This window comes from Sphingomonas sp. 67-41 (genome assembly GCF_001899725.1).
Taxonomy (GTDB): Bacteria; Pseudomonadota; Alphaproteobacteria; order Sphingomonadales; family Sphingomonadaceae; genus Sphingomonas; species Sphingomonas leidyi.
This window is the reverse complement of sequence record NZ_MKWJ01000013.1, coordinates 47,322-70,800: the sequence shown is the minus strand read 5'-3', so window position 1 is coordinate 70,800 and position 23,479 is coordinate 47,322. Positions and strand designations below refer to the sequence as shown.

The following is a 23,479-nucleotide window of genomic DNA, read 5'->3' as shown; positions in this document are numbered from 1 at the left end:
GCGTGCGCGGGCCGAACATGGCGGGCGGCCCTTACGCGACGGGAACATGGGGAATTTCAAGTTGATCGAAGGACGGGAATCGGCCGAGGCCATCGCCCAAGCATTTGTCGCGGCCCGACAGGCAGGAAATGCACTGACCGACTATCCGGGCGCGCTGCCGGGCACGCTCGAGGAAGCCTATGGCATCCAGGAACGCGCGATCGCGCTGTTCGGCGACCGGATCGCGGGATGGAAAGTGGGCAAGATCCCCGCGCCGCTCGACGCGACCTATGGCACCAACCGGCTGACCGGGCCGATCTTCGCCGATTCGGTGGTGACCGCTGCCAATGGCGAAGTGCCGGAAATGCCGGTGTTCGAGCAGGGCTTCGCCGCGGGCGAGGCCGAATATCTGCTCCGCCTGGGCGCGCTCCCCGAGGATTTCGACCGGCCGTGGACCAATGCGGAAGTCGCCGAATATGTCGATGCCATCCATGTCGGCATCGAGGTCGCCAGCTCGCCCTTTGCGGGGATCAACGCGCACGGCCCGGCCGTGACCGTCTCGGATTTCGGCAACAACAACGGCCTGGTGATCGGTGCGGAAATTCCGCGCGGCACGGATTTCCTTGAATGGCCGGTAGCGCTAACAATCGAAGATGAAGTGGCCGGCGAGGCGACCGCGAGCACCATGCTCGACGGCCCGTTCGGCGCCGTCCGCTTCCTGTTCGAGCTTGCCGCCGACCGGCAGCTGCCGCTCGCGCCGGGCCAGTGGATCTCCACCGGCGCAGTCACGGGCGTCCATCCGGTTCGCGTCGGCGAGCTGGTGGAGGCGCGGTTCGCGGATGACTACAGCGTCCGGTGCCGTATCGTCGGCATCCACGACGCCTGAGGACCGGTCGGGAAACGCGATAAAGAGAGACGAGGGAGAGGATGATGGCGAGTAAGGGAGAGGCGGCAGTCTCCGGCGCGGTTTCGCGCGTCGGGCGCTATCGCTGGGTGATCGTGGGGCTGCTCTTCGCCGCCACCGCGATCAACTATGTCGACCGGCAGATGATCGCGGTGCTCAAGCCGGACCTGTCGAAGGAGCTCGGCTGGACCGAGACCGACTATGCCAACATCGTCTTCTACTTCCAGGCCGCCTATGCGATCGGCTATCTCGCCTTCGGCAAGGTGGTCGACGCGATCGGCGCGCGCTTCGGCTATGCCATCGCGGTAGTGATCTGGACGATCGCGCACGTGGCGCATGGCGGCGTGCACACCGTCATGCAGTTCACTCTGGCCCGCTTCGGCCTGGGCATCGGCGAATCGGGCAATTTTCCGGCCGGCGTCAAGACCGTCGCGGACTGGTTCCCGGCCAAGGAGCGCGCCTTCGCGGTGGGCCTGTTCAACGCCGGATCGAACGTCGGCGCGATCCTCACGCCGCTGCTGATCTGGGCGATGGTGCCCGCCTTTGGCTGGCGCATGACCTTCGTGATCACCGGCATCTTCGGCGTGATCTGGCTGGTCGCCTGGCTCGCCATCTTCCGCGACAAGCCGGCGGATCACCCCAAGGTGGGTGCGGCGGAGCTCGCCTATATCACCCAGGATCCCGCCGATCCCGAAGTGAAGGTGAAGAACCTGTGGGGCAAGCTGCTCCGCACCAGGGAGACCTGGGCCTTTGCGCTCGGCAAGTTCTTCATCGATCCGATCTGGTGGTTCTACCTGTTCTGGCTGCCAAGCTGGCTGGGCAAGGAATATGGCCTGAACCTGACCAGCTGGGATTCGCCGACCGCGGCGATCGCACTGGGCGCGATCTATCTGATCTCCGACGTCGGCTCGGTCGCGGGCGGCTGGCTCTCGGGCAAGCTGATGAGCACCGGCATGAGCGTGAACAAGGCGCGCAAGCTCACCATGCTGATCTCGGCCTGTTTCGTGCTGCCGGTGATGTTCACCACCTTCTATGGCAATCTCTGGCTCAGCGTGTTCGTGGTCGGCGTGGCCGCGGCGGCGCACCAGAGCTTTTCGGCGACGCTCTACACCATTCCCTCGGACACGGTGCCGCGCTTCGCGGTGGGCTCGGTGATCGGGATCGGCGGCACGCTGGGCGCGGTCGGCGGCATGGTGTTCTCGAAATATGCGGGTTATGTGCTCGACGCGATCGGCAGCTATGCGCCGCTCTTCATCGTCGCGGGTGCGGCCTATTTCCTGGCGCTGCTTTCGATCCACCTGCTTTCGCCGCGCCTGGCGCGCGCCGACGTCGCGTAACGGAAAGGACTGGACGATGGCCCGGCCCCTGAAGCTCGATCCCGACCGGTTGTTCCCGGCCGAGGACCGCACGCGGGAGATCGCCCGCGCGCTCTATGCCGAAGTGGCCGGGCTGCCGATCATCAGCCCGCACGGGCACACCGATCCGGCCTGGTTCTCCACCAACGCCAACTGGTCGAACGCCACCGAATTGCTGCTCTCGCCGGATCACTATATTTATCGCATGCTCTATTCGCAGGGCGTGGCGCTGGACGCGCTGTGCGTGCCCGACAAAGCGGGCATGCCGGCGACCGATCCGCGCGGAGCCTGGCGCACCTTTGCCGAGCATACCCATCTGTTCCGCGGTACGCCCTCGGCGATGTGGCTGGGGCATGTGTTCGGCGAGGTGTTCGGCTTCGACGTGGCGCTCGATGCCGGCACCGCCGATCATTATTACGACACGATCAACGCGAAGCTGGCGACCGACGCGTTCAAGCCGCGGGCGCTGTTCGACCGCTTCAACATCGGCTTCCTCGCCACCACCGAGGGGCCGCAGGACGACCTGGCGCCGCATCACGCGATCCATGCCTCGGGCTGGGGCGGGCGCGTCGTCACCACCTATCGCCCCGATGCGGTGATCGATGTCGAGCATGAGCAGTTCGCGGGCGCGATGAAGGTCTTCGCCGAGAGGACGGGCGAGGACGTATATTCGTGGGACGGCTATCTCGCCGCCCACCGCAAGCGCCGCGCCGATTTCCGCGCCGCCGGTGCCACCGCGACCGACCATGGCCATCCGACTGCGGCGACCGCGAACCTGGGCAGGGACGAGGCCGAGCGGCTGTTCCGCACCATCCTGTCCGATCGCTGGACCCCGCAGGACGCCGAGCTGTTCCGCGCGCAGATGCTGACCGAGATGGCGGCGATGAGCGTCGAGGACGGAATGGTGATGCAGATCCATCCGGGATCCTTCCGCAACCACAATGGCGGACTGTTCGAGAGCCATGGCCGCGACAAGGGCGCGGATATCCCGATGCGCACCGATTACGTCCACGCGCTGAAGCCGCTGCTCGACCGGTTCGGCACCTCGACCGACCTTTCCATCATCCTCTTCACGCTCGACGAGACCGTCTATTCCCGCGAGCTGGCGCCGCTGGCCGGCCATTATCCCTGCCTGAAGCTGGGTCCCAGCTGGTGGTTCCATGATTCGCCGGAGGGCATGCGCCGCTTCCGCGAGCAAGTGACCGAGACCGCCGGTTTCTACAACACCGTCGGCTTCAACGACGACACCCGCGCCTTTCTTTCGATTCCCGCCCGGCACGACGTCGCCCGGCGTGTCGACTGCGCCTTCCTCGCGCGGCTGGTCGCCGAAGGGCGGCTGCTCGACTGGGAAGCGGCCGAGCTGGCGCACGAACTTACCAACGGGCTGGTGCGCAAGGCGTACAAGCTCGATCAACCCGCGCCGGCGCCCGTCGCCGCCGCTGCCTAACCCAACGGAGTCCCCATGTTCGACCGGACCTATTACGCCACGCACCCCGACATGATGGAGTGCGTCTCGAACGAGGAACTGCGCGACCGCTATCTGATCACGGACCTGTTCCGTGCCGGCGAGTGCGTGCTCAACTATACCCATGCCGATCGCATGGTGATCGGGGGCGTCGCGGTGGCCACGGGCGCGGTGAAGCTGCCCGACCAGACCGAGCCGGCCTCGGCGGCGGGGCACCCGTTCCTCGAGCGCCGCGAGCTGGCGGTGGTGAACATCGGCGGCGTCGAAGGCATCGTGACCGTGGACGGCGAGGCCTTCACGCTGGGCAACAAGGACTGCCTGTACGTGACGATGGGCGCCCGGGACGTGCAGTTCTCGGGCGACGGCGCGCGCTTCTACCTGGTTTCGTGCCCGGCGCATAAGGGCTTCCAGACCCGCAAGCTCGGTATCGCCGACGCCAACCGGCTGGACCGCGGCACGCTGGAGGAATCGAACGAGCGCTCGATCTATCAGCTCGTCATCCCGGGCGTGTGCGACAGCGCGCAGCTCGTCATGGGCCTGACGGTGCTCAAGCCCGGCAGCGTGTGGAACACCATGCCGCCGCACATCCACGAGCGCCGCAGCGAGATCTATCTCTATTTCGAGCTCGACGATCTCGAGAAGGACCGCGTGTTCCATTACATGGGTGAAGGGGAGGCGACCCGGCACATCGTGATGCAGAACGAGGAGGCAGTGATCAGCCCGCCCTGGTCGATCCACATGGGCGCAGGTACGAAAGCGTACGCGTTCATCTGGGCGATGGCGGGCGAGAACCAGGACTATACCGACATGAACGTGCTGGACATCTGCCAGCTGGCGTAAGGCCGCCTCTCCCCCTCCCCGCAAGGGAGGGGGCCGGGGGTGGGTGGCGTGCTCGCGTTGCTGACGTCGCGAGCAGGACCGTCGCCGTACCGCCCGGACGCTACCCACCCCCAGCCCCTCCCTCGCCGGGAGGGGAGTGAGAAGAGCCATGACCAATCCCTTCGATCTTTCCGGCCGCGTCGCGGTCGTCACCGGCGCCAATACCGGCATCGGCCAGGGCATCGCGCTGGCGCTCGCCGCGGCCGGTGCCGATATCGCCGCGGTGGGCCGCACGCCCGCGCAGGAAACGGTGGAGAAGGTCCGTGCGCTGGGCCGCAGGGCGGAGATCGTCTCGGCCGATCTCTCGACCATCGCGCCTGTGGACAGGGTTGTGGACGAAGCTGTGGATAAGTTGGGCGGACTCGACATCCTGGTCAACAATGCCGGCATCATCCGCCGTGCCGACAGCCTCGACTTCACCGAGGCGGATTGGGACGCGGTGGTCGATACGAACCTGAAGTCGGTGTTCTTCCTCTGCCAGGCGGCGGCGAAGCACATGGTGGGGAACGGCCGGGGCAAGATCATCAACATCGCCTCGATGCTCACGTTCCAGGGCGGCATCCGCGTGCCGAGCTATACTGCGTCCAAGTCGGGCATCGGCGGGCTGACCAAGCTGCTCGCCAACGAATGGGCGGCCAAGGGCATCAACGTGAACGCGATCGCCCCCGGCTACATCGCCACCAACAACACGGCGGCGCTGCAGGCGGACGAGAACCGCAACCGCTCGATCATGGAACGCATCCCGGCCGGCCGCTGGGGCGATCCGGCGGACATGGGCGGCGCGGCGGTGTTCCTCGCCTCGGCGGCTTCGGACTATGTCCAGGGCCATATCCTGGCGGTCGATGGCGGGTGGCTGGCGCGATGAGCATTGCCTTTTTCGGCGAGCTGATGCTGCGGCTCTCGCCTCCGGGGCGCGAGCTGCTGCTCCAGACCCCGAAGCTCGAGGTGAATGTCGGCGGGGCCGAGGCGAATGTCGCGACGGGGCTGGCATGCCTCGGGCACAAGGTGCGGATGATCTCCGCCGTCTCGGACAACCCGCTCGGCGGCGCGGTGATCGGCGAGCTGCGGCGGCGCGGAGTCGACACTTCGACGATCGTCTCCGAGCCCGGCCGGCTCGGCCTGTATTTCCTGACGCCCGGCGCGGGGCTGCGCGCGTCCGAAGTGGTCTATGACCGGGCGTATTCCGTGTTCGCCCGGCGCCCGGCCGATGCCTGGGACTGGGACGCGCTGCTCGAGGGTGCCACGCGGCTGCACCTGTCGGGCATCACGCCGGCGCTCGGCCACAACACCGCGAGCGCGGCGATCGCCGCGGCGGAAGCGGCGGCCGCCAAGGGCATCCCGGTCTCGTTCGACGGCAACTACCGTGCGAAGCTGTGGGAGAGCTGGGACAGTGACCCCAAGGCGGTGCTGACCCGGCTGATCGGCCATGCCGACCTGCTGTTCGGCAACCATCGCGACATCTCGTTGCTGCTCGGGCGCCAATTCTCGGGCGACGGCGCCGATCGCCGGCGCGAGGCGGCGGAAGCGGCGTTCGCGGCCTTTCCGAAGCTCCAGACGATCGCCAACACCGCGCGCCATGTCGACGATGCCGACAGCCACCGCGTCTCGGCGCGGGTCGATACGCGGGCCGGCGGCTACCAGACCGACGAGGTGCTGATCGCCGGGATCGTCGATCGCATCGGCGCCGGCGATGCGTTCGCCGCGGGCGTGCTGCACGGCCTGATCGAGAGCGGCGGCGACGCGAAGGCGGCGGCGCGGGCGGGCCTGGCGCTCACGGCGCTCAAGCATTCGCTGCCCGGCGACGCGAGCCTGTTCACGCGCGCGGACCTGGCGGCGTTCGACGAAGGCGGCCTCGACGTCCGCCGTTGAAGCCTCGCCCGATCCGAGGCGAGGAAATTGGGTCGGGAGAGGATGATGCAGGTTTCGAGGCGAAGCGTGCTGGCGGGTGGCGCGGCATTGGCGGCGGTGCCGCTGGCGGCGCGCGCCGCATCCGGCGAAGCGGTGGTCGCGACGCGAGCCGGGCGGTTCGAAGGCGATCGGCTGGGCGGCGGCATGCTGCGCTTCCGTGGCATCCGCTATGGCAACGCCCCGCGCTTCCGCGCGCCGACGGCCGTCGCGGCGCCCGGCGCCGTCGTGCCCGCCCATGAATATGGCCCGATCTGCCCGCAGGGCAGGGGGGATCAGCGCGCCTCCGAGGACTGCCTGTTCCTCAACATCTGGACGCCCGGTGCCGATCCCGCGGCCAGGCGCCCGGTGATGCTCTACATCCATGGCGGCGCCTATTCGAACGGCACCGTCACCGTGCCGCTGAACGACGGCGCGAAGCTGGCGGCGGCCGAGGACGTGGTGGTGGTGACGGTCAACCACCGGCTCAACGCGCTCGGCTATCTCTATCTCGCCCGCTTCGATCCGCGCTTCGCGGACAGCGGCAATCTCGGCCAGCTCGACCTGATCCTCGCGCTGCAATGGGTGCGGGACAATATCGCGGCGTTCGGGGGCGATCCGCGGCGTGTCTTCGTGTTCGGCCAGTCGGGCGGCGGCGCGAAGATCGCGACGCTGATGGGCATGCCGGCGGCCAGGGGGCTGTTCCATTCGGCGGCGACGATGAGCGGGCAGCAGGTGACTGCATCGGGGCCGCTCAACGCGACGAAGCGGGCCCAGGCCTATCTCGCCAGGCTGGGCGTGCGGGAGGGGGACCTCCAGCCCCTGCTCGACATGCCGGTCGAGAAGCTGGTCGACGCGCTGGACGCGACCGACCCGATCCTGGGCGGCGGCGTCTATTTCGGGCCGGTGCTCGACATGAAGTGGCTCACCCGCCATCCCTTCTGGCCCGACGCCAATCCGCAGAGCCTGGCGATCCCGATGATCCTGGGCAACACGCATGACGAGACACGCGCCTTCATCGATCCCAATGCGGAGAAGGTGCGGGGGCTGACCTGGGACAATGTCGCCGCGCGCATGGCGCCCGAGCTGCGCATGGACCTGCTGCCCGAATGGGTGGTCGCCCAGTATCGCGCGCATTTCCCGGCCGATACGCCCGAGCAGCTCTTCTATCGCGCCACCACCGCCGGCCGGAGCTGGCCGGGCCAATGGCTCGAAGCGGATGCGCGGGCGGCGGCGGGGGCCAGGGCGACCTGGGTCTATCAGGTCGACTTCCAGTCGCCGACCAGGCCCGAGCGCGGCGCGCCGCACACGATGGACATCGCGCTGGCCTTTGGCACGCTCGATGCGCCGGGATCCTATACCGGCACCGGCCCGGCGGCGCAGAAGCTGAGCGGGCAGGTGATGGGCGCATTCGCTGCGCTCGCACGCACCGGCCGGCCGGTGGCGAGGGGCCTGCCCGCCTGGACGCCCTATGCCTTGCCGGGCCGCGCGACGATGCTGTTCGACGCGCCCAGCCGCCTGGCCAGCGATCCGCGCAAATGGGAGCGCGAGCTGTGGAGCCGGGTGCCGTACATCCAGCCGGGGAGTTGAGCCGGCAAATTGACACCGATGGCCAATTCGCCCGGCCGATAATATCGTATCGCTTTGTCCTGCAAGCCATTATGTTCGCGGGATGGAGAGAACCGGAAAGCCCACGATCAACGACGTCGCCCGTATCGCCGGCGTCTCGAAGAAGACCGTCAGCCGGGTGATCAATCGCTCGCCGTTGCTCAATGGAGACACGCGCGCGAAGGTCGAGCAGGTGATCAGCGAGCTGGGCTATGTCCCCAATGTCCAGGCGCGCGCGCTGGCGCTGCGCCGCAACTTCCTGATCGGCCTGATCCACGACAATCCCAACGCGCAGATGGTGATGAACGTCCAGGCCGGCATGCTCGAGGCGATGCGCGACACCGAGTTCGAGCTGATCGTCCGCCCGATCGACCGGGGCAGCTCGACCATGCTCGAGGACGTGCGCAACTTCCTCGAGCGCCAGCGGCTCTATGGCGTGATGTTCCTGCCGCCCGTCTCGGAGAACGAAATGGTGGCGGAGCTCTGCCGCGAGCTCGGCATCCGCTATGTCCGCATGGGATCGGCCACGCTGGACGCGTCCGAGCACATGGTCGCCTCGAACGATTGCGACGTGGTGACCGAGGCAGTGAACCATCTGATCTCGCTCGGCCATCGCCGCATCGGCCTGATCGCCGGCCCGCACGGCTTCCGTTCCGCGCGCGAGCGCCGCAAGGGCTTCGAGAATGCGCTGGAGGGGGCGGGGATCAAGCTGCCGCGCAGCCTGATCGCCGACGGCAACTACACGTTCGAGACCGGGCTGGCCGCCGCCGACCGGCTGCTCGACCTGTCGCCGCGCCCCACCGCGATCTTCGCCTCGAACGACGAGATGGCCGCCGCCACGCTCCATGCCGCGCGCCGCCGAGGCATGAGCGTGCCCGAGGACCTGTCGATCGTCGGCTTCGACGATACCGCCATCGCCTCGCACATCTGGCCGCCGCTCACCACGGTGCACTGGCCGATCATCTCGATGGCGCGCTCGGCGGCGCTGAAGCTGCTGGCGGACTTTTTCGGGGACGACGGCAATGCCGTGGAGGAGCCGTCGCTCTTCCCCTCGACGCTGATCCACCGCGCCTCGGTCGCGCCGCCGCGCGAGGGATAGATTCGAGCGCCAATCGGCAAATGCCGTCATCCCGGCGAAGGCGAGATGGCGGCGGAGAATGCGAAGGGGGCGCCATCGCCCGCCGGCAACCGGCTCGAAAGGCCGCCTGAAACCCACGCTGCACGGCGGCATTTCCCCGATGTTGCTGAAATGCCGCAATCGTCCGATTGTGACATTTTGTTCAATGACACCGGTTGACACACAGGGGTGGTAGCGCGATCAATGGAGTGAACAAGCGTGGCTGAATACGCTTGCGCCCAAGTGGACGCGAAGATCCGCAAGAGGGGCGTGGGAGGGGGCAAGTCGCGACATGGCTGGATCTTGCGGAACGGCTCGCGTCGTTTTCCGCAGTGCTGCGTCGCACCCTGATTCCAGGCTCCGCCGGGCGCATCGACTCATGCTTGTCGATGAGAGGACTTTGGGGGAGGAAACCATGCTTTCTATCGCTGACACCCTTGCCGCGCGCCGTTCGGCGTTGCGCGGCACGACGGCGCTGGGTGCGCTCGGCATGGCGCTGCTGACGGCGGCGCCGGCCTGGGCGCAGGCCACCGAGACCGCCGCCGCGGCGACTGTCGCCGCGCAGGACGATCCGCAAGCCGCGCCGCAGGACCAGACGGAAAGCGGCGACCTGATTGTTGTCACCGGTTTCCGCGCTTCGCTGGCCAGCTCGGTCAACATCAAGCGCAATTCGAACCAGATCGTCGACGCGATCACCGCCGAGGACATCGCCGACTTCCCGGACGCGAACCTGGCGGAATCGATCCAGCGGCTGCCCGGCGTCTCGATCGACCGCGACAATGGCGAGGGCCGCACGATCACCGTGCGCGGCCTGGGCGGCGACTTCCAGATGGTCCGCCTCAACGGCGCCGATGCGCAGAACGTCTCGGGCGGCAACCAGTCCGATGCCGGCGCGAACCGCTCGCGCGGCTTCGACTTCAACACCTTCGCTTCCGAGCTGTTCGGCGGCATCAAGGTGACCAAGTCGACCGCGGCGGAGAATGACGAAGGCTCGCTCGGCGCGATCATCGACCTGACCACCGGCCGCCCGCTTTCCTACAAGAAGAACCGCTTCGCCGTGGGGGCCGAGGCCGAGTATCGCGAGAACGGCAAGAAGTGGAACCCGCGCTTCACCGGCCTCGCCTCGGTGCGGGTGACCGACAATTTCGGCATCCTCGTCTCGGGCGCGTACCAGAAGCAGGAACAGCAGATCGACGCTTATCGCCGCAACATCGGCGTGTTCGAATATGCCTATCGCAACTCGCAGATCGCCGGCGTGACGCCGAACGTGTTCGGCTTCGCCCGCCCGAGCAACCAGGGCACCGGCGCCACCTTCGGCTCGGACCCGGCGGCCTATGCGCTGGTCACGCCGACCACGATCATCCCGGGCCTGCCCTCGGTCGGCCGCCAATATCTGGACTATGAGCGGATCGGCGCCACCGCGACGATGCAATGGAAGCCGGGCCCGGGCACCGAGATCACGCTGGACGGCGTCTTCTCGCGCTACGACCAGAACAGCAACAACACCGGCATCACGCCGATCGGCCTCAACCGCAACGGCACCAATGCGCGCGTGGTGGGGACGGGCACCAACGGGCTGCGCGCGATCGGCACCGCCAATGGCTATGCCGACCGCGTGGCACTCTATGCGAACTGCGTGCCCAGCGCGATCATCGACTGCAATGGCGACCAGGCGGGCAACGGCGTCGGCCAGGCGCCGCTCGCCGGCTATTACAACAGCCTCAACCCGAACAACCTCAATCCGTTCGACTATTACAACAATCCCGCCTCGCCGGGCTATGTCGCGACCGCCAACCAGATCGGCTATTACAACGAGCTGCTCGGCCGCCCGAACACCAAGATCCGCGAGGCGCATGTCAACAGCGCCGGCCAGGCCGATTATCTCGTCCTCGACGATGTCGACTGGCGCAGCTTCGCCGATACCCAGTTCGGCCGGACCGATTTCAAGCAGGTGACGCTGAACGTCCATCAGGAACTCGCGCCGGGCCTTTATGCCGATGCGACCGGCGGCTGGTCGAAATCGCAATTCCGCGCCTATGGCCTGCTTGCCGAGTTCAACGCGATCGACCAGGACGGCTACACGTTCGACGAGCGCGCCGGCGGCAAGATGCCGGTGTTCAAGCCGGGCTTCGATGTGGCGAACCCGAACAGCTGGACGCTGGTGAAGGGCCTGTCGACGATCCGCTACTTCACCAACACCGTGGACAACGAGTTCAAGGTGGCGCGGGTGAATTTCACCTATGAAGCGTTGCCCGAGATGTCGATCCGCTTCGGCGGGACTGCCAAGCAATTCGCCTATTCCGGCGATCAGGGCCGCCGCAACCAGTCGATCGAGGCGATCAACCCGACGCTGGCCGAGGCGCGGCTGGGCATCACCGATCTCGGCCAGACCATTGGCTTCGGCCAGGGGCTGAACGTGACGCAGGGCACGCCGACCAGCTATTATGCGCCCGATATCAAGAAGTTCATCAATCAGTTCGGCATCAACTGCAACTGCGTGAACAAATGGGGCGATTTCCGTGCCGTGGTCGACGGGCGGCAGCGCTCGGGCGTGACCGAGAACGATGTGTCGGGCTATTTCCAGGTCGACTACAACGTCAACCTGCTCGGCCGGCCGCTGCGCGGCAATATCGGCCTGCGCGTCGCCAACACCCGCGTCTCGGGTTCGGGCAATGTCGGCGGCGCCGATGGCGTGGCGGGCCTCGCGGTGACCGCGAAGAACGAATATTGGGACTGGCTGCCCGCGATGAACGCGAACTGGGAAGTCGCCGACAATTTCCTCGTCCGCTTCGCCGCCTCCAAGGTGATGTCGCGCCCGCAGCTCGCCAGCCTGACGCCGGGCACCACTGCCTTCACCACCAGCCTGAACGCGAACGGCACGGCGCCGACGCTGACGGTGGGCAATCCCTATCTCAACCCGTTCCGCGCGACCAATCTCGACCTGAGCTTCGAGAAATATTTCGCGAATAACGGCCTGATCGCGGTGAACCTGTTCAAGAAGAACATCGATACCTTCCCGCAGCAGGTCGCGCTCGAGGCGCCGCTATCGGCCGTGTTCGAGCCCGAGGTGTACCAGCAGGTGCTGACCTTCGTCACCAACCCCGCGCTGCTCGGCTACACCATGGCCGGCGGCACCTGGGGCATCCGCCAGTTCAAGGATGCGCCCGGCGGCCATATCAAGGGCGTGGAAGTCAATCTGCAGACCGACTTCTTCTTCCTGCCCGGCTTCCTGAAGCATTTCGGCGTGATCGCGAACTACACGCATATCGATTCCAGCCTGAGCTACCTGACCGGCACGGGGCTGAGCACCAGCCAGACGGTGTCGGGCACGGCGGTGAACAGCTATGCCGAGGGGCCGTTCCTCAACACCTCGCCGGACGCGTTCAACGCGACGCTCTATTACGAGGACAGCAAGTTCTCGGCGCGCGTCTCGGGGGCATGGCGGGCGCGCTACGTGAACCGCTTCCCGCTGGCGACGGGCACCTGCTCGGTGGGCACCACCACCGTGGGCGGCGGCCCGTGCAACTCGCCGGTGTTCGCGGACTTCGGCTATAACGAGAACCAGCTGAACATCGACTTCGCGATGTCCTATGCGGTGACCGACTTCGCCAAGCTGTCGCTCGAGGGCCGCAACATGACCAATACGCCGCAATATCGCACCATGTATGCGGCGAACCCGGTCAGCCAGACCTATGCCAGCACCGGGCGGATCATCACCGCCGGCCTGCGCATGAGCTTCTGATCGCGTGGGGGAGGGGGCGGCGCCGCGGGGCGCTGCTCCTTCCTCGCCGCTCTTGTCTGCACCTATCTCCTTGCGACAGGCATCCCTGTTTCGTCATCCCCGCCTGTGCGGGGATGACGGCTATCGGGCGGCATAGGGCAATGGGATTGCAGGCTAAATCTCCACCTGGCTGCCCAGTTCGACCACGCGGTTGGTGGGAAGCTTGAAGAACTCCATCGCGCTTTCGGCGTTGCGGACCATCCAGGCGAACAGCTTCTCGCGCCAGATCGCCATGCCGGGCCGGGCCGAGGCGATCAGCGTCTGCCGCGCGAGGAAATAGCTCGTCTCCATTGCCTTGAACTTCTCGCCCACGGCCTCGCCCAGCGCATGGAGCGCGGCGGGGATGTCGATCTCGTCCATGAAACCGTAGTGGAGGATGATCCGGTAGAAGCCCTCGCCGAGCGGCTTCACTTCGGCCCGGGCTTCGGGGGCGACGTGCGGCACCTGCTCGATCGCGACGGTGAGGATCACCACGCGATCGTGCAGCACCTTGTTGTGCTTGAGGTTGTGGAGCAGCGCGGGCGGAATGTCGTCGGTGCTGGCGAGGAACACGGCGGTGCCCGGCACGCGCTGCACCGAATGGCCGGCGGACTGGATGAAGATCTGGATCGGCATCGCCCCCTCGTGCAGCCGCGCGCGAACCAGCCGGCGCCCGGTTGCCCAGGTGGTGAGCAGCGTGAAGACGATCGCGGCGACGAGCAGGGGGAACCAGCCGCCATCGGGGATCTTGGTGACGTTCGAGGCGAAATAGAGCCCGTCGATCAGCAGGAAGCCGCCGGTGACCAGCCCGGCCACCACCGGCGGCCATTTCCACACCGCGAAGGTGAGCACGCCCAGCATGCAGGCGGTGATGAACATCGTGCCGGTCACCGCGATGCCATAGGCGGCGGCGAGGTTGCTCGAGCTGCGGAAGCCGAGGACGAGCAGGATCACCATGATCAGCAGCAGCCAGTTGGTGAGCGGGACATAGATCTGCCCCGCCGCCTTGGCGCTGGTGTGGCGGATGCGCAGGCGCGGAAGGAAGCCGAGCTGCACTGCCTGCTGCGTCACCGAGAAGGCGCCCGAGATCACGGCCTGGCTGGCGATCACCGTCGCCATGGTGGCGAGGATGACGAGCGGGAGGCGGGCCCAGTCCGGTGCCAGCAGGAAGAACGGGTTCTCCACGGCTGCCGGATTGCTCAGCAGCAGCGCCGACTGGCCGAGATAGTTGAGCATCAGGCAGGGAAAGGCGATGTAGAGCCAGGAGACCATGATCGCCTTGCGGCCGAAATGGCCCATATCGGCATAGAGCGCTTCGGCCCCGGTCACCGCCAGCACCACCGATCCCAGCGCCAGGAAGGCGAGCATGGGATCGAGCAGGAAGAAGTTGAGCGCGTACCATGGGTTGAGCGCCCACAGGATGTCGGGGCTCCGCGCGATCCCGAGCACGCCGAGCACCGCGATGACGGCGAAATAGAAGACCATCACCGGGCCGAACAGCCGCCCGACCCGCGCGGTGCCGTGCGACTGGATCATGAAGAGGCCGATCAGGATGGCGATGCTGATCGGCAGCACCAGCTGCGACAACGAGTCCTCGACCGTGGCGAGCCCCTCCACCGCCGACAGCACGGATACGGCGGGCGTGATGATCGCGTCGCCATAGAAGAGCGCGGTGGCGATCACGCCCAATATCGTCACCCACGGCGTCCAGCGCGTCTCGCCCAGCTTGCGCGCGATCAACGCGAGCAGCGCCAGGCTGCCGCCTTCGCCCTTGTTGTCCGCGCGCAGGATGATGATGACGTACTTGATCGTCACCACCAGCACCATCGTCCAGAAGACCAGCGAGAGCACGCCGAAGATGTGCTCCCGGTCCACCGCCAGCGGATGATGGCCGATGAAGCTTTCCTTGAGCGAATAGAGCGGCGAGGTGCCGATATCGCCGAACACCACGCCGATCGCGCCGACGGCGAGCGTGCCGAGCCGATCCTGATGGCCGGGCGAATGGCCGGTTTCGGCGGTCTGCGTCGCGTTCAAGGCGTGCCTTTCCCTGCCGGCTCCCCCTTCGGCGCCGTCGAGCCTCGCCTAGTATTCAGAGGTTTCGGCCGCTGCCAACGATTTTATGGAATCTTTATGCGGCGCCCGAACTTCCCCGTGGAACCTTAACTGGCCTCCGCCCCACATCGCCGCTCGCGACATCCTGTCCGGGAGATTCATCGTGGGTGCGTTGATGCGCCGTCTGGAAAGCGGAGCCGGGGGCTGGCCGGCACAGGCCGGGCTGCGGCTGGGCGGCGCGCTGCTGCTCGGCGGCTGCGCGCTGGCGGTGTGGGCGCTCATCGTCTCGATCCACCGCCTGCCGCTGCACAATGCCGACCCCGCCGAGTTCGGCGAGGCCGTTTTTTCCGTCATCGCCTGGGCGCTGGGCTGGGCGCTGCTGATCGAGGGACCGGGCCTGTTCCGGCTGATCCCCGTGCCGCCCCGTCACGTCCGCTTCGACAATCGGCGCCGCGATCGCCGCCAATAGGGGAAAGAAGACCATGAACGACCTGATCTGGCTGGGAGCGCTCGCAGGGCTGTTCCTGCTCACGCTCGCCTGCGTCCGCCTTTGCGACCAGGCCTGAGGAGAATCGCCGTGCCGCTGCCGCTCGCGCTCGCCGGGCTCACCGCCCTGGGCCTGCTCATCTACCTCGTGGCCGTGCTCGTCCGGCCCGAGCGCTTCTGATCGGACTACACCATGACCGTACAAGGCTGGATGCTGATCCTCGTCTTCCTGATCCTCCTCGTCGCGCTCGCCAGGCCGATGGGGAGCTGGCTCTTCGCCATCTATGAAGGGCGGCGCACGCCGCTCCACGTCGTTCTCGGCCCGGTCGAGCGCGGCTTCTACAAGCTCGCCGGCGTCGATCCGAACGCCGAGCAGGGCTGGCGCCGCTATGCGCTGCACATGCTGGCGTTCCAGCTGGCGACCTTCGCCTTCACCTATTGCGTGCTGCGCTTCCAGGACGTGCTGCCGCTCAATCCGCGCGGGCTGGCCGGCCAGTCGCCCGACCTTGCCTTCAACACGGCGGTGAGCTTCACCACCAACACCAACTGGCAGAGCTATTCGGGCGAGAGCCTGTCGATCCTCAGCCAGATGCTGGGCCTTGCCATCCACAATTTCCTGTCGGCCGCGACCGGCATCGCGATCGCCTTCGCGCTGTTCCGCGGCTTCGCGCGGCGCCAGGCCGCGGGCATCGGCAATTTCTGGGCCGACATGACCCGGGTGACGCTCTACGTCCTGCTGCCGGCATGCATCGTCTATGCGATCTTCCTGATCGCGAGCGGCGTGCCGCAGACCTTCCTGACCTCGGTCGACGCGACGACGCTGGAAGGCGCCAGGCAGACGATCCTGATGGGGCCGGTGGCCAGCCAGGAAGCGATCAAGATGCTCGGCACCAATGGCGGCGGCTTCTTCAACGCCAATTCCGCGCATCCCTTCGAGAATCCGGGCGCGCTCACCAACTTCGTCCAGATGCTGTCGATCCTGGTGATCGGCACGGGCCTGACCCACACGTTCGGCCGGGCCGTGGGCAATACCCGCCAGGGCTGGGCGATCCTCGCCGCGATGCTGGTGATGTTCGTCGCCGGCACCACCGTCACCTATTGGCAGGAAGCCGCGGGCAACCCGGCGCTCCATCATCTCGGCCTCGCCGGGGGCAGCATGGAGGGCAAGGAAGTCCGCTTCGGCATCGCGGCCAGCGCCCTGTTCAGCGTGGTCACGACGGCTGCGTCCTGCGGCGCGGTCAATGCCATGCACGACAGCCTGACTCCGCTCGGCGGCATGATCCCGCTGTTCAACATGCAGCTGGGCGAAGTCGTGATCGGCGGCGTCGGCGCGGGCATCTACGGCTTCCTGCTCTTCGCCATCCTCGCGGTGTTCGTCGCGGGGCTGATGGTGGGCCGCACGCCCGAATATGTCGGCAAGAAAATCGAGAGCCGCGAGGTCAAGCTCGCCGTGCTGGCGATCGCGGTGCTGCCGCTGATGATCCTGGGCGGCACCGCGCTCGCCTCGGTGCTGCCGGCGGGGCTTGCGGGCCCGCTAAACAAGGGGCCGCACGGCTTCACCGAGATCCTCTATGCCTTCACCTCGGCCACGGCGAACAACGGATCGGCCTTTGGCGGCCTGAGCGCGAACACGCCCTTCTACAACGGCATGCTGGGCGCTGCGATGTGGGTCGGCCGCTTCTTCATCATAGTGCCCGCGCTCGCCATTGCCGGCAGCCTGGCCGCGAAGAAGGTGCACCCGGAAAGCGCGGGCTCGTTCCCGACCACCGGCCTGCTCTGGGTCGGCCTGCTCGTCGGCATCGTCCTGATCCTGGGCGGGCTCACCTTCCTGCCCAGCCTCGCGCTCGGTCCCATCGCCGATCATCTCGCGATGATCCACGGCCAGCTCTTCTGAGGTCCATTTCCATGACGACCGCAACCCTGTTCACGCCCGCCCTGATCGGCCCTGCCATCGGCGATGCGTTCACCAAGCTCGATCCGCGCCAGCTGGTGAAGAACCCCGTGCTCTTCACCACCGCGGTGGTCGCGCTCCTCCTCACCGTGCTGCTGTTCATCGGCGGCACCAGCCTTTCCTTGTCCTTCCAGGTCCAGCTGATCGTCTGGCTGTGGCTCACCGTGCTGTTCGGCACCTTCGCCGAGGCGCTGGCGGAGGGGCGGGGCCGCGCCCAGGCCGCGTCGCTGCGCGCCACCAAGTCGGAGCTCACCGCCCGGCTGCCGAACGGCAAGACCGTTCCGGCCTCGCAGCTGAAGAAGGGCGATATCGTCCTGGTCGAGACCGGCGACCTGATCCCGGCCGATGGCGAAGTGATCGAGGGCGTCGCCTCGGTCAACGAAAGCGCGATCACCGGCGAAAGCGCGCCGGTGATCCGCGAGGCGGGCGGCGACCGTTCGGCCGTCACGGCCGGCACCCGGGTGATCTCGGACCGGATCAGGGTGCGCGTCACCCAGGAGCCGGGCCAGGGCTTTCTCGATCGCATGATCGCGCTGGTCGAGGGCGCCGAGCGCCAGAAGACGCCGAACGAGATCGCGCTGACCATCCTGCTGGTCGGCCTGACCATCATCTTCCTGATCGCCGTCTCGACCATTCCCGGCTTCGCCGCCTATGCGGGCGGGCAGGTGCCGGTGGCGATCCTGGCGGCGCTGCTGATCACGCTGATCCCGACCACGATCGCGGCACTGCTTTCGGCGATCGGCATCGCGGGCATGGACCGGCTGGTGCGCTTCAACGTGCTCGCCAAGTCGGGCCGCGCGGTGGAAGCGGCGGGCGACATCGACGTGCTGCTGCTCGACAAGACCGGCACGATCACGATCGGCGACCGTGCCGCGAGCGAGTTCCGCCCGCTGGGCGGCGTCACCACCGACGAGCTGGCGCGTGCCGCGCTGCTCGCGAGCCTGGCCGACGAGACGCCCGAGGGCCGCTCGATCGTGACGCTGGCCCAGGGCAGATACGCCGTCGAGATCCGCAGCCTGCCCAAGACTGCCGAAGTCATTCCCTTCACTGCCCAGACTCGCATCTCGGGCGTTCGGATCGGCACCACGCTGATCCAGAAGGGCGCGGTCGACGCGGTGCTGCGCGCCAATCCGGGACTGGGCGAGACGGCGACGGGCGGCGACCTGCGCCGCATCGCCGAGGAGATCGCGCGCCAGGGGCAGACGCCGCTTGCCGTGGCCGAGGACGGCCGGCTGTTCGGCGTGATCGCGCTCAAGGACGTGGTCAAGGCCGGGGTACGCGAACGGTTCGGCGAGCTGCGTCGCATGGGCATCCGCACCGTGATGATCACCGGCGACAATCCCCTCACCGCCGCGGCGATCGCGGCCGAGGCGGGGGTGGACGATTTCCTCGCCGAGGCCACGCCCGAGGACAAGCTCGCGCTGATCCGCAAGGAGCAGCAGGGCGGCCGCCTGGTGGCGATGTGCGGCGACGGCACCAACGACGCGCCGGCGCTCGCCCAGTCCGACGTGGGCGTGGCGATGAACACCGGCACCCAGGCCGCGCGCGAGGCCGGCAACATGGTGGATCTCGACAGCGACCCGACCAAGCTCATCGAGATCGTCGGCCTGGGCAAGCAGCTGCTGATGACGCGCGGGGCGCTGACCACCTTCTCGGTCGCCAACGACATCGCGAAATATTTCGCGATCATCCCGGCGATGTTCGTCGCGCTCTATCCGTCGCTCGGCGTGCTCAACGTGATGCAGCTGTCGAGCCCGCAAAGCGCGATCCTCTCGGCGATCATCTTCAACGCGCTGATCATCCCCGCGCTGGTGCCGCTCGCGCTCAAGGGCGTGAAGTACCGCCCGATCGGGGCGGGGCCGCTGCTCGCGCGCAACCTGGCGATCTACGGCCTGGGCGGCGTGCTCGCGCCGTTCGCGGGGATCAAGCTGATCGACCTGGTCGTGGCGGGGCTGGGGCTGGCGTGACGCATTTGCCCGCCTTCCTGATTCGTCATCCCCGCCCGCGCGGGGATGACGGAAATTCCCTTGGCACTCCGACGCATTCTACCTCCCGGCATGAGGGAAGCAAGGAACTAGAAATGTTGAACGACCTCACCACCGCTCTCCGTCCGGCCATCGTCCTGACGGTCCTGTTCGCCGCCCTGCTCGGGCTCGCCTATCCGGCAGCGCTCACCGGCGTCGGCCAGCTCGCCTTCCCGCACCAGGCGAATGGCAGCCTGATCGTCGAGAACGGCCGGGTGCGCGGCTCCGAGCTGCTCGGCCAGGGCTTTGCCGGCCCGGGCTATTTCCACGGCCGCCCCTCGGCCGCCGGCGCCAATGGGTACGACCCCACCGCTTCCTCCGGCTCCAATCTCGGCCCCACGTCGCAGGCGCTCGCCGATCGCGTCGCCAAGGATGTCGCCGCCAACCGTTCCGCACCAGGAAACTCGGTTCCCGCCGATCTGGTGACCACCTCCGCCTCGGGGCTCGACCCTGACATCAGCCCCGAGGCGGCCTTTTTCCAGGTGGATCGCGTCGCCAAGGCGCGCGGACTGAGCGTCGAGAAGATGCGGGCCATCGTGAACGCGCATGTCGAGCAGCCGCTGCTCGGCTTCCTGGGCGAACCGCACGTCAACGTGCTCGCGCTCAATCGCGATCTCGACAAGCAGGCGGCGCAGGGCGCAAAAGCCGCCGAGTGAGCGACGACGATCAGCGACCCGATCCCGATGCCCTTCTGCGCGTGGTTGCGCAGGAGGGTGTCGGCCGTCTGAAGGTATTTCTCGGCGCGGCGCCCGGAGTGGGCAAGACCTATGAGATGCTCACCGAGGCGGCGGCACGGCGCAAGGCGGGCATCGACGTCGTCATCGGTGTGGTCGAGACGCATGGCCGGATCGAGACCGAGGCGCTCGTCCAGGGGCTGGAGATCGTGCCGCGCCGCCCGGTCGAATATCATGGCCGGACCATCGCCGAGATGGACATCGACGCGATCCTCGCCCGCACGCCGCAACTGGTGCTGGTCGACGAACTCGCCCACACCAACGCGCCGGGCAGCCGGCACGACAAGCGCTACCAGGATATCGAGGAGCTGCTCGCAGCGGGGATCGACGTCTATTCCACCGTCAACATCCAGCACATCGAGAGCCTGAACGACGTCGTCGCCTCCTTCACCAAGGTGCGCGTGCGCGAGACCGTTCCCGACCGCGTGCTCGAGGCGGCGGACCTGGAGATCGTCGACCTGCCCCCCGACGAGCTGATCGAGCGGCTGCGCGAGGGCAAGGTCTATGTCCCCGAGGAAGCGACGCGGGCGCTGGGGCATTTCTTCTCCAAGTCGAACCTGACCGCGCTGCGCGAGCTGGCGCTCCGCCGTGCCGCGCAGGCTGTCGACGCGCAGATGCTCGACTATCTGCGCACGCACGCGCTGGCCGGCACCTGGGCGGCCAGCGAGCGGCTGGTGGTGGCGGTGAGCGAGCTGCCCGGCTCGGCCGAGCTGGTCCGTGCCGCCAAGCGCGTCGCCGACGGCCTGCGCGCCCCCTGGACCGCGGTGCATATCGAGACGCCGCGCACCGCCCGGCTGAGCGACGCGGAGAATGCCCAGATCGCCGCGACGCTGCACCTCGCCAGCCAGCTCGGCGGGCAGGTGGCGACGGTGCCGGCGGAATCGGTGCTGGAGGGCCTCAAGCGCTTCACCGCCGAGGCGCGCGCCACCCAGCTCATCGTCGGCAAGTCGGCGCGCTCGCGCTGGTTCGAGCTGCGGCACGGCTCGGTCGTCGACCGGCTGGTGCGCGAGACTCCCGGCATCGCGGTGCACGTGCTGCCGATGCTCGAAGCGCCTGCGCGCGGCCGGCACCTCCGCCCGCGCGGCCGATGGGGCTCCCCGGTCGACTATATCGTGTCGCTCGGCCTGGTCGTCGCGGTCACCGTGCTGGGGGCGACGATCTTCTCGCTGGGCAACATCACCAATATCGGGTTGCTCTATCTGTTGCCGGTGATGGTCGCGGCGACACGCTACGGCGTTCGCCCGGGCGTGGTGACCGGGCTGGTTTCGTCGCTCGCCTATAATTTCTTCTTCATCCCGCCGACCCGGACCTTCACCATCCAGGACCCGCAGAACATCATCACCGTGCTGGTGCTGATGGGCGTGGCAGTGGTCTCCAGCCAGCTCGCCGCGCGCGTGCGGGCACAGGCGGAGCTGGCCCAGCGCAGCGCCGCGCAGAACAGCACGCTGGCCGGCTTCGCGCGGCTGCTGACGGGGGTGAGCACGCAGGAGGACCTTGGCCAGACGCTCTGCGCCGAAGTCGCCCGGCTGCTCGACGTGAGCGCGGTGCTGCTGCTCCCCGAACATGGCCAGCTCGGGCTGCGCGCGGCCTATCCGCCCGAGGATCGCCTCGAGATGATCGAGCAGGCGGCGGCGCAATGGTCGTTCGACCACAACAGCCCGGCGGGGCGCGGGTCGGACACGCTTACCGCCTCGGAATGGCTGTTCCATCCGCTCGCGGCGGGCGGGCGCGCGCTGGGGGTATTGGGCGTCGCCCGCATCGACGCGGGCAATCCGCTCCGCTCGGATCAGCTGCCGCTGCTGCTCAGCCTGCTCGATCAGGCCGCGCTCGCCTTCGAGCGGATCGCGCTGGAGAGCGAGATGGCGATGGTAACGCAGCTCAAGGAGCGCGATCGGCTGCGCGCGGCCCTGCTTTCCTCGGTAAGCCACGACCTGCGCACGCCGCTCACCACCATCCTCGGCATGCTGGGCGAGATGCGGCCGGCGAGCGAAGGGCAGGGGGAGCAGCTGTCCGCTGCCCGCGCCGAGGCCGAACGGCTCAACCGCTTCGTCGCCAATCTGCTCGACATGGTGCGGATCGAAGCGGGGGCGCTCCACCAGTCGATCGAGCCGGTCGACCTTGCCGAGGCCGTCGCCGCCGCCGTGCACGACCTGCGGCGGGTGCTGGAGGACCATCCGGTGCGGCTCGACGTGCCGCCCGAGCTCCCCTTCGCTTCGGTCGATCCGCAACTCTTCCACCACTGCCTGATCAACCTGATCGAGAATGCCGGGAAATATGGCGATCCGGGCTCGTCGATCACGCTCACCGCGCGCCGCCAGCCGGGCAGCATGACGCTGAGCGTGATGGACGAGGGCCCCGGCCTGCCGCCGGGCGACGAGGCGCGGATCTTCGAGACCTTCACCCGGATCGAGGGATCCGACCGCAAGGGCGGCACCGGGCTCGGCCTGGCCATCGTGAAGGGATTTGCCGAGGCGATGGGGTTGAGCGTCTCCGCGGCGAACCGCACCGACCGGGGCGGGGCGATCTTCACCATCCGCTTCCCGGAAGCCCTGCTTCGGAAAGGAAATCCAGGCGAATGAGCCAGCAGGCGAAAATTCTCGTGGTGGACGACGAACCGGCGATCCGCCGCCTGCTCGGCGCGGGGCTGGGGCGTGCCGGCTACCGGGTGGTGGAGGCGGCGAGCGCGCGCGATGCGCTGAGCGCCATGCAGATCGACAAGCCCGAGGCGGTGCTGCTCGACCTCGGCCTGCCCGATCGCGACGGGCTGGAGCTGGTGCCGCTGCTCAAGGCGGCGGGCGCCTCCGTGCTCGTCGTCTCCGCGCGCGATGCGACCGAGCAGAAGGTCACGGCGCTCGACCTGGGCGCGGACGACTATGTCACCAAGCCGTTCGATACCGAGGAAGTGCTTGCCCGCGTCCGCACCGCGCTGCGCCACCGCCTTTCGGTGGAGGCCGAGATGCCGGTGGTGCGGATCGATGCGATCGAGATCGACCTGGGCGCGCGGCTGGTGCGCAAGGGCGGCGAGGAAGTGCATCTTACCCCCAAGGAATTCGGCTTTCTCGCGGAGCTTGCCAAGCATCCGGGGCGCGTGGTGACTCATGCCCAGCTGCTGCGCACCGTCTGGGGGCCGGGGCACGAGCATGACGTCGAATATCTCCGCGTCGCCGCGCGCGGCGTCCGCCGCAAGCTGGAGGACGACGCGGCGGCACCGTCGGTGATCCGCAACGAGCCGGGCGTGGGCTATCGCCTGATGGCTTGAACCCGGGGCCGGACCCGCCCAA

The 23,479-nt window shown here is 67.7% G+C and carries 17 protein-coding genes; 16 read left to right on the top strand and 1 reads right to left on the bottom strand.

Translation table 11 applies throughout. From position 1 onward, the window contains the following. Positions 1-61: 61 nt before the first annotated feature. From BGP17_RS07345 to BGP17_RS07305, 9 genes are all read left to right on the top strand, one after another. Positions 62-865: a 2-keto-4-pentenoate hydratase gene (locus BGP17_RS07345; RefSeq protein ID WP_353681865.1), complete on the top strand. Its 804-nt coding sequence runs from the start codon at positions 62-64 to the stop codon at positions 863-865. 44 nt (positions 866-909) lie between these two features. Continuing rightward, positions 910-2,220 (top strand): MFS transporter, encoded by a 1,311-nt coding sequence (locus tag BGP17_RS07340; protein WP_167298178.1) that lies wholly within the window; start codon positions 910-912, stop codon positions 2,218-2,220. Between the two features lie 16 nt (positions 2,221-2,236). Next, positions 2,237-3,685 carry a glucuronate isomerase gene (gene uxaC, locus BGP17_RS07335; protein ID WP_286711516.1) on the top strand — a complete coding sequence of 483 codons (1,449 nt, stop codon included), beginning with the start codon at positions 2,237-2,239 and terminating at the stop codon, positions 3,683-3,685. A gap of 15 nt (positions 3,686-3,700) precedes the next feature. Further along, positions 3,701-4,543 carry a 5-dehydro-4-deoxy-D-glucuronate isomerase gene (gene kduI, locus BGP17_RS07330; RefSeq protein ID WP_286711515.1) on the top strand — a complete coding sequence of 281 codons (843 nt, stop codon included), beginning with the start codon at positions 3,701-3,703 and terminating at the stop codon, positions 4,541-4,543. Between the two features lie 148 nt (positions 4,544-4,691). Further along, positions 4,692-5,447, top strand: a complete 756-nt coding sequence (gene kduD, locus BGP17_RS07325) for a 2-dehydro-3-deoxy-D-gluconate 5-dehydrogenase KduD (protein ID WP_167298181.1) — start codon at positions 4,692-4,694, stop codon at positions 5,445-5,447. Next, complete coding sequence (locus tag BGP17_RS07320; protein ID WP_286711514.1) at positions 5,444-6,451, top strand: sugar kinase; 1,008 nt, start codon at positions 5,444-5,446, stop codon at positions 6,449-6,451. The genes kduD and BGP17_RS07320 overlap by 4 nt, the downstream gene beginning before the upstream one ends. A gap of 42 nt (positions 6,452-6,493) precedes the next feature. Further along, a complete protein-coding gene (locus tag BGP17_RS07315; RefSeq protein ID WP_286711513.1) occupies positions 6,494-8,056 on the top strand; it encodes a carboxylesterase/lipase family protein in 1,563 nt (520 codons plus the stop codon). A gap of 82 nt (positions 8,057-8,138) precedes the next feature. Beyond that, entirely contained in the window at positions 8,139-9,173 is a 1,035-nt protein-coding gene (locus BGP17_RS07310) for a LacI family DNA-binding transcriptional regulator (RefSeq protein WP_167298184.1), read from the top strand. Between the two features lie 433 nt (positions 9,174-9,606). Beyond that, on the top strand, positions 9,607-12,933 hold the full coding sequence (locus tag BGP17_RS07305) for a TonB-dependent receptor domain-containing protein (RefSeq protein ID WP_167298185.1): 3,327 nt from the start codon (positions 9,607-9,609) through the stop codon (positions 12,931-12,933). A gap of 153 nt (positions 12,934-13,086) precedes the next feature. On the opposite strand, the gene BGP17_RS07300 is transcribed toward BGP17_RS07305, so the two are convergent. After that, positions 13,087-14,985 carry a potassium transporter Kup gene (locus BGP17_RS07300; protein WP_380926182.1) on the bottom strand — a complete coding sequence of 633 codons (1,899 nt, stop codon included), beginning with the start codon at positions 14,983-14,985 and terminating at the stop codon, positions 13,087-13,089. A 193-nt stretch (positions 14,986-15,178) separates the two neighbouring features. Here BGP17_RS07300 and BGP17_RS07295 point away from each other — a divergent pair, with 193 nt between their 5' ends. The 7 genes from BGP17_RS07295 (at position 15,179) to BGP17_RS07265 (ending at position 23,457) form a co-directional block, all read left to right on the top strand. Beyond that, positions 15,179-15,472 (top strand): hypothetical protein, encoded by a 294-nt coding sequence (locus BGP17_RS07295; RefSeq protein ID WP_167298187.1) that lies wholly within the window; start codon positions 15,179-15,181, stop codon positions 15,470-15,472. 108 nt (positions 15,473-15,580) lie between these two features. Next, positions 15,581-15,670: a K(+)-transporting ATPase subunit F gene (kdpF, locus tag BGP17_RS07290; RefSeq protein ID WP_086128909.1), complete on the top strand. Its 90-nt coding sequence runs from the start codon at positions 15,581-15,583 to the stop codon at positions 15,668-15,670. A gap of 12 nt (positions 15,671-15,682) precedes the next feature. Then, positions 15,683-17,383: a potassium-transporting ATPase subunit KdpA gene (gene kdpA / locus BGP17_RS07285; RefSeq protein ID WP_286711512.1), complete on the top strand. Its 1,701-nt coding sequence runs from the start codon at positions 15,683-15,685 to the stop codon at positions 17,381-17,383. A gap of 11 nt (positions 17,384-17,394) precedes the next feature. After that, entirely contained in the window at positions 17,395-19,407 is a 2,013-nt protein-coding gene (gene kdpB / locus BGP17_RS07280; RefSeq protein WP_167298189.1) for a potassium-transporting ATPase subunit KdpB, read from the top strand. Between the two features lie 113 nt (positions 19,408-19,520). Beyond that, complete coding sequence (kdpC, locus tag BGP17_RS07275; protein ID WP_167298190.1) at positions 19,521-20,120, top strand: potassium-transporting ATPase subunit KdpC; 600 nt, start codon at positions 19,521-19,523, stop codon at positions 20,118-20,120. Then, complete coding sequence (locus tag BGP17_RS07270) at positions 20,117-22,777, top strand: DUF4118 domain-containing protein (protein ID WP_167298191.1); 2,661 nt, start codon at positions 20,117-20,119, stop codon at positions 22,775-22,777. The genes kdpC and BGP17_RS07270 overlap by 4 nt, the downstream gene beginning before the upstream one ends. Further along, positions 22,774-23,457, top strand: a complete 684-nt coding sequence (locus BGP17_RS07265; RefSeq protein ID WP_167298192.1) for a response regulator — start codon at positions 22,774-22,776, stop codon at positions 23,455-23,457. The genes BGP17_RS07270 and BGP17_RS07265 overlap by 4 nt, the downstream gene beginning before the upstream one ends. Positions 23,458-23,479 lie beyond the last annotated feature (22 nt).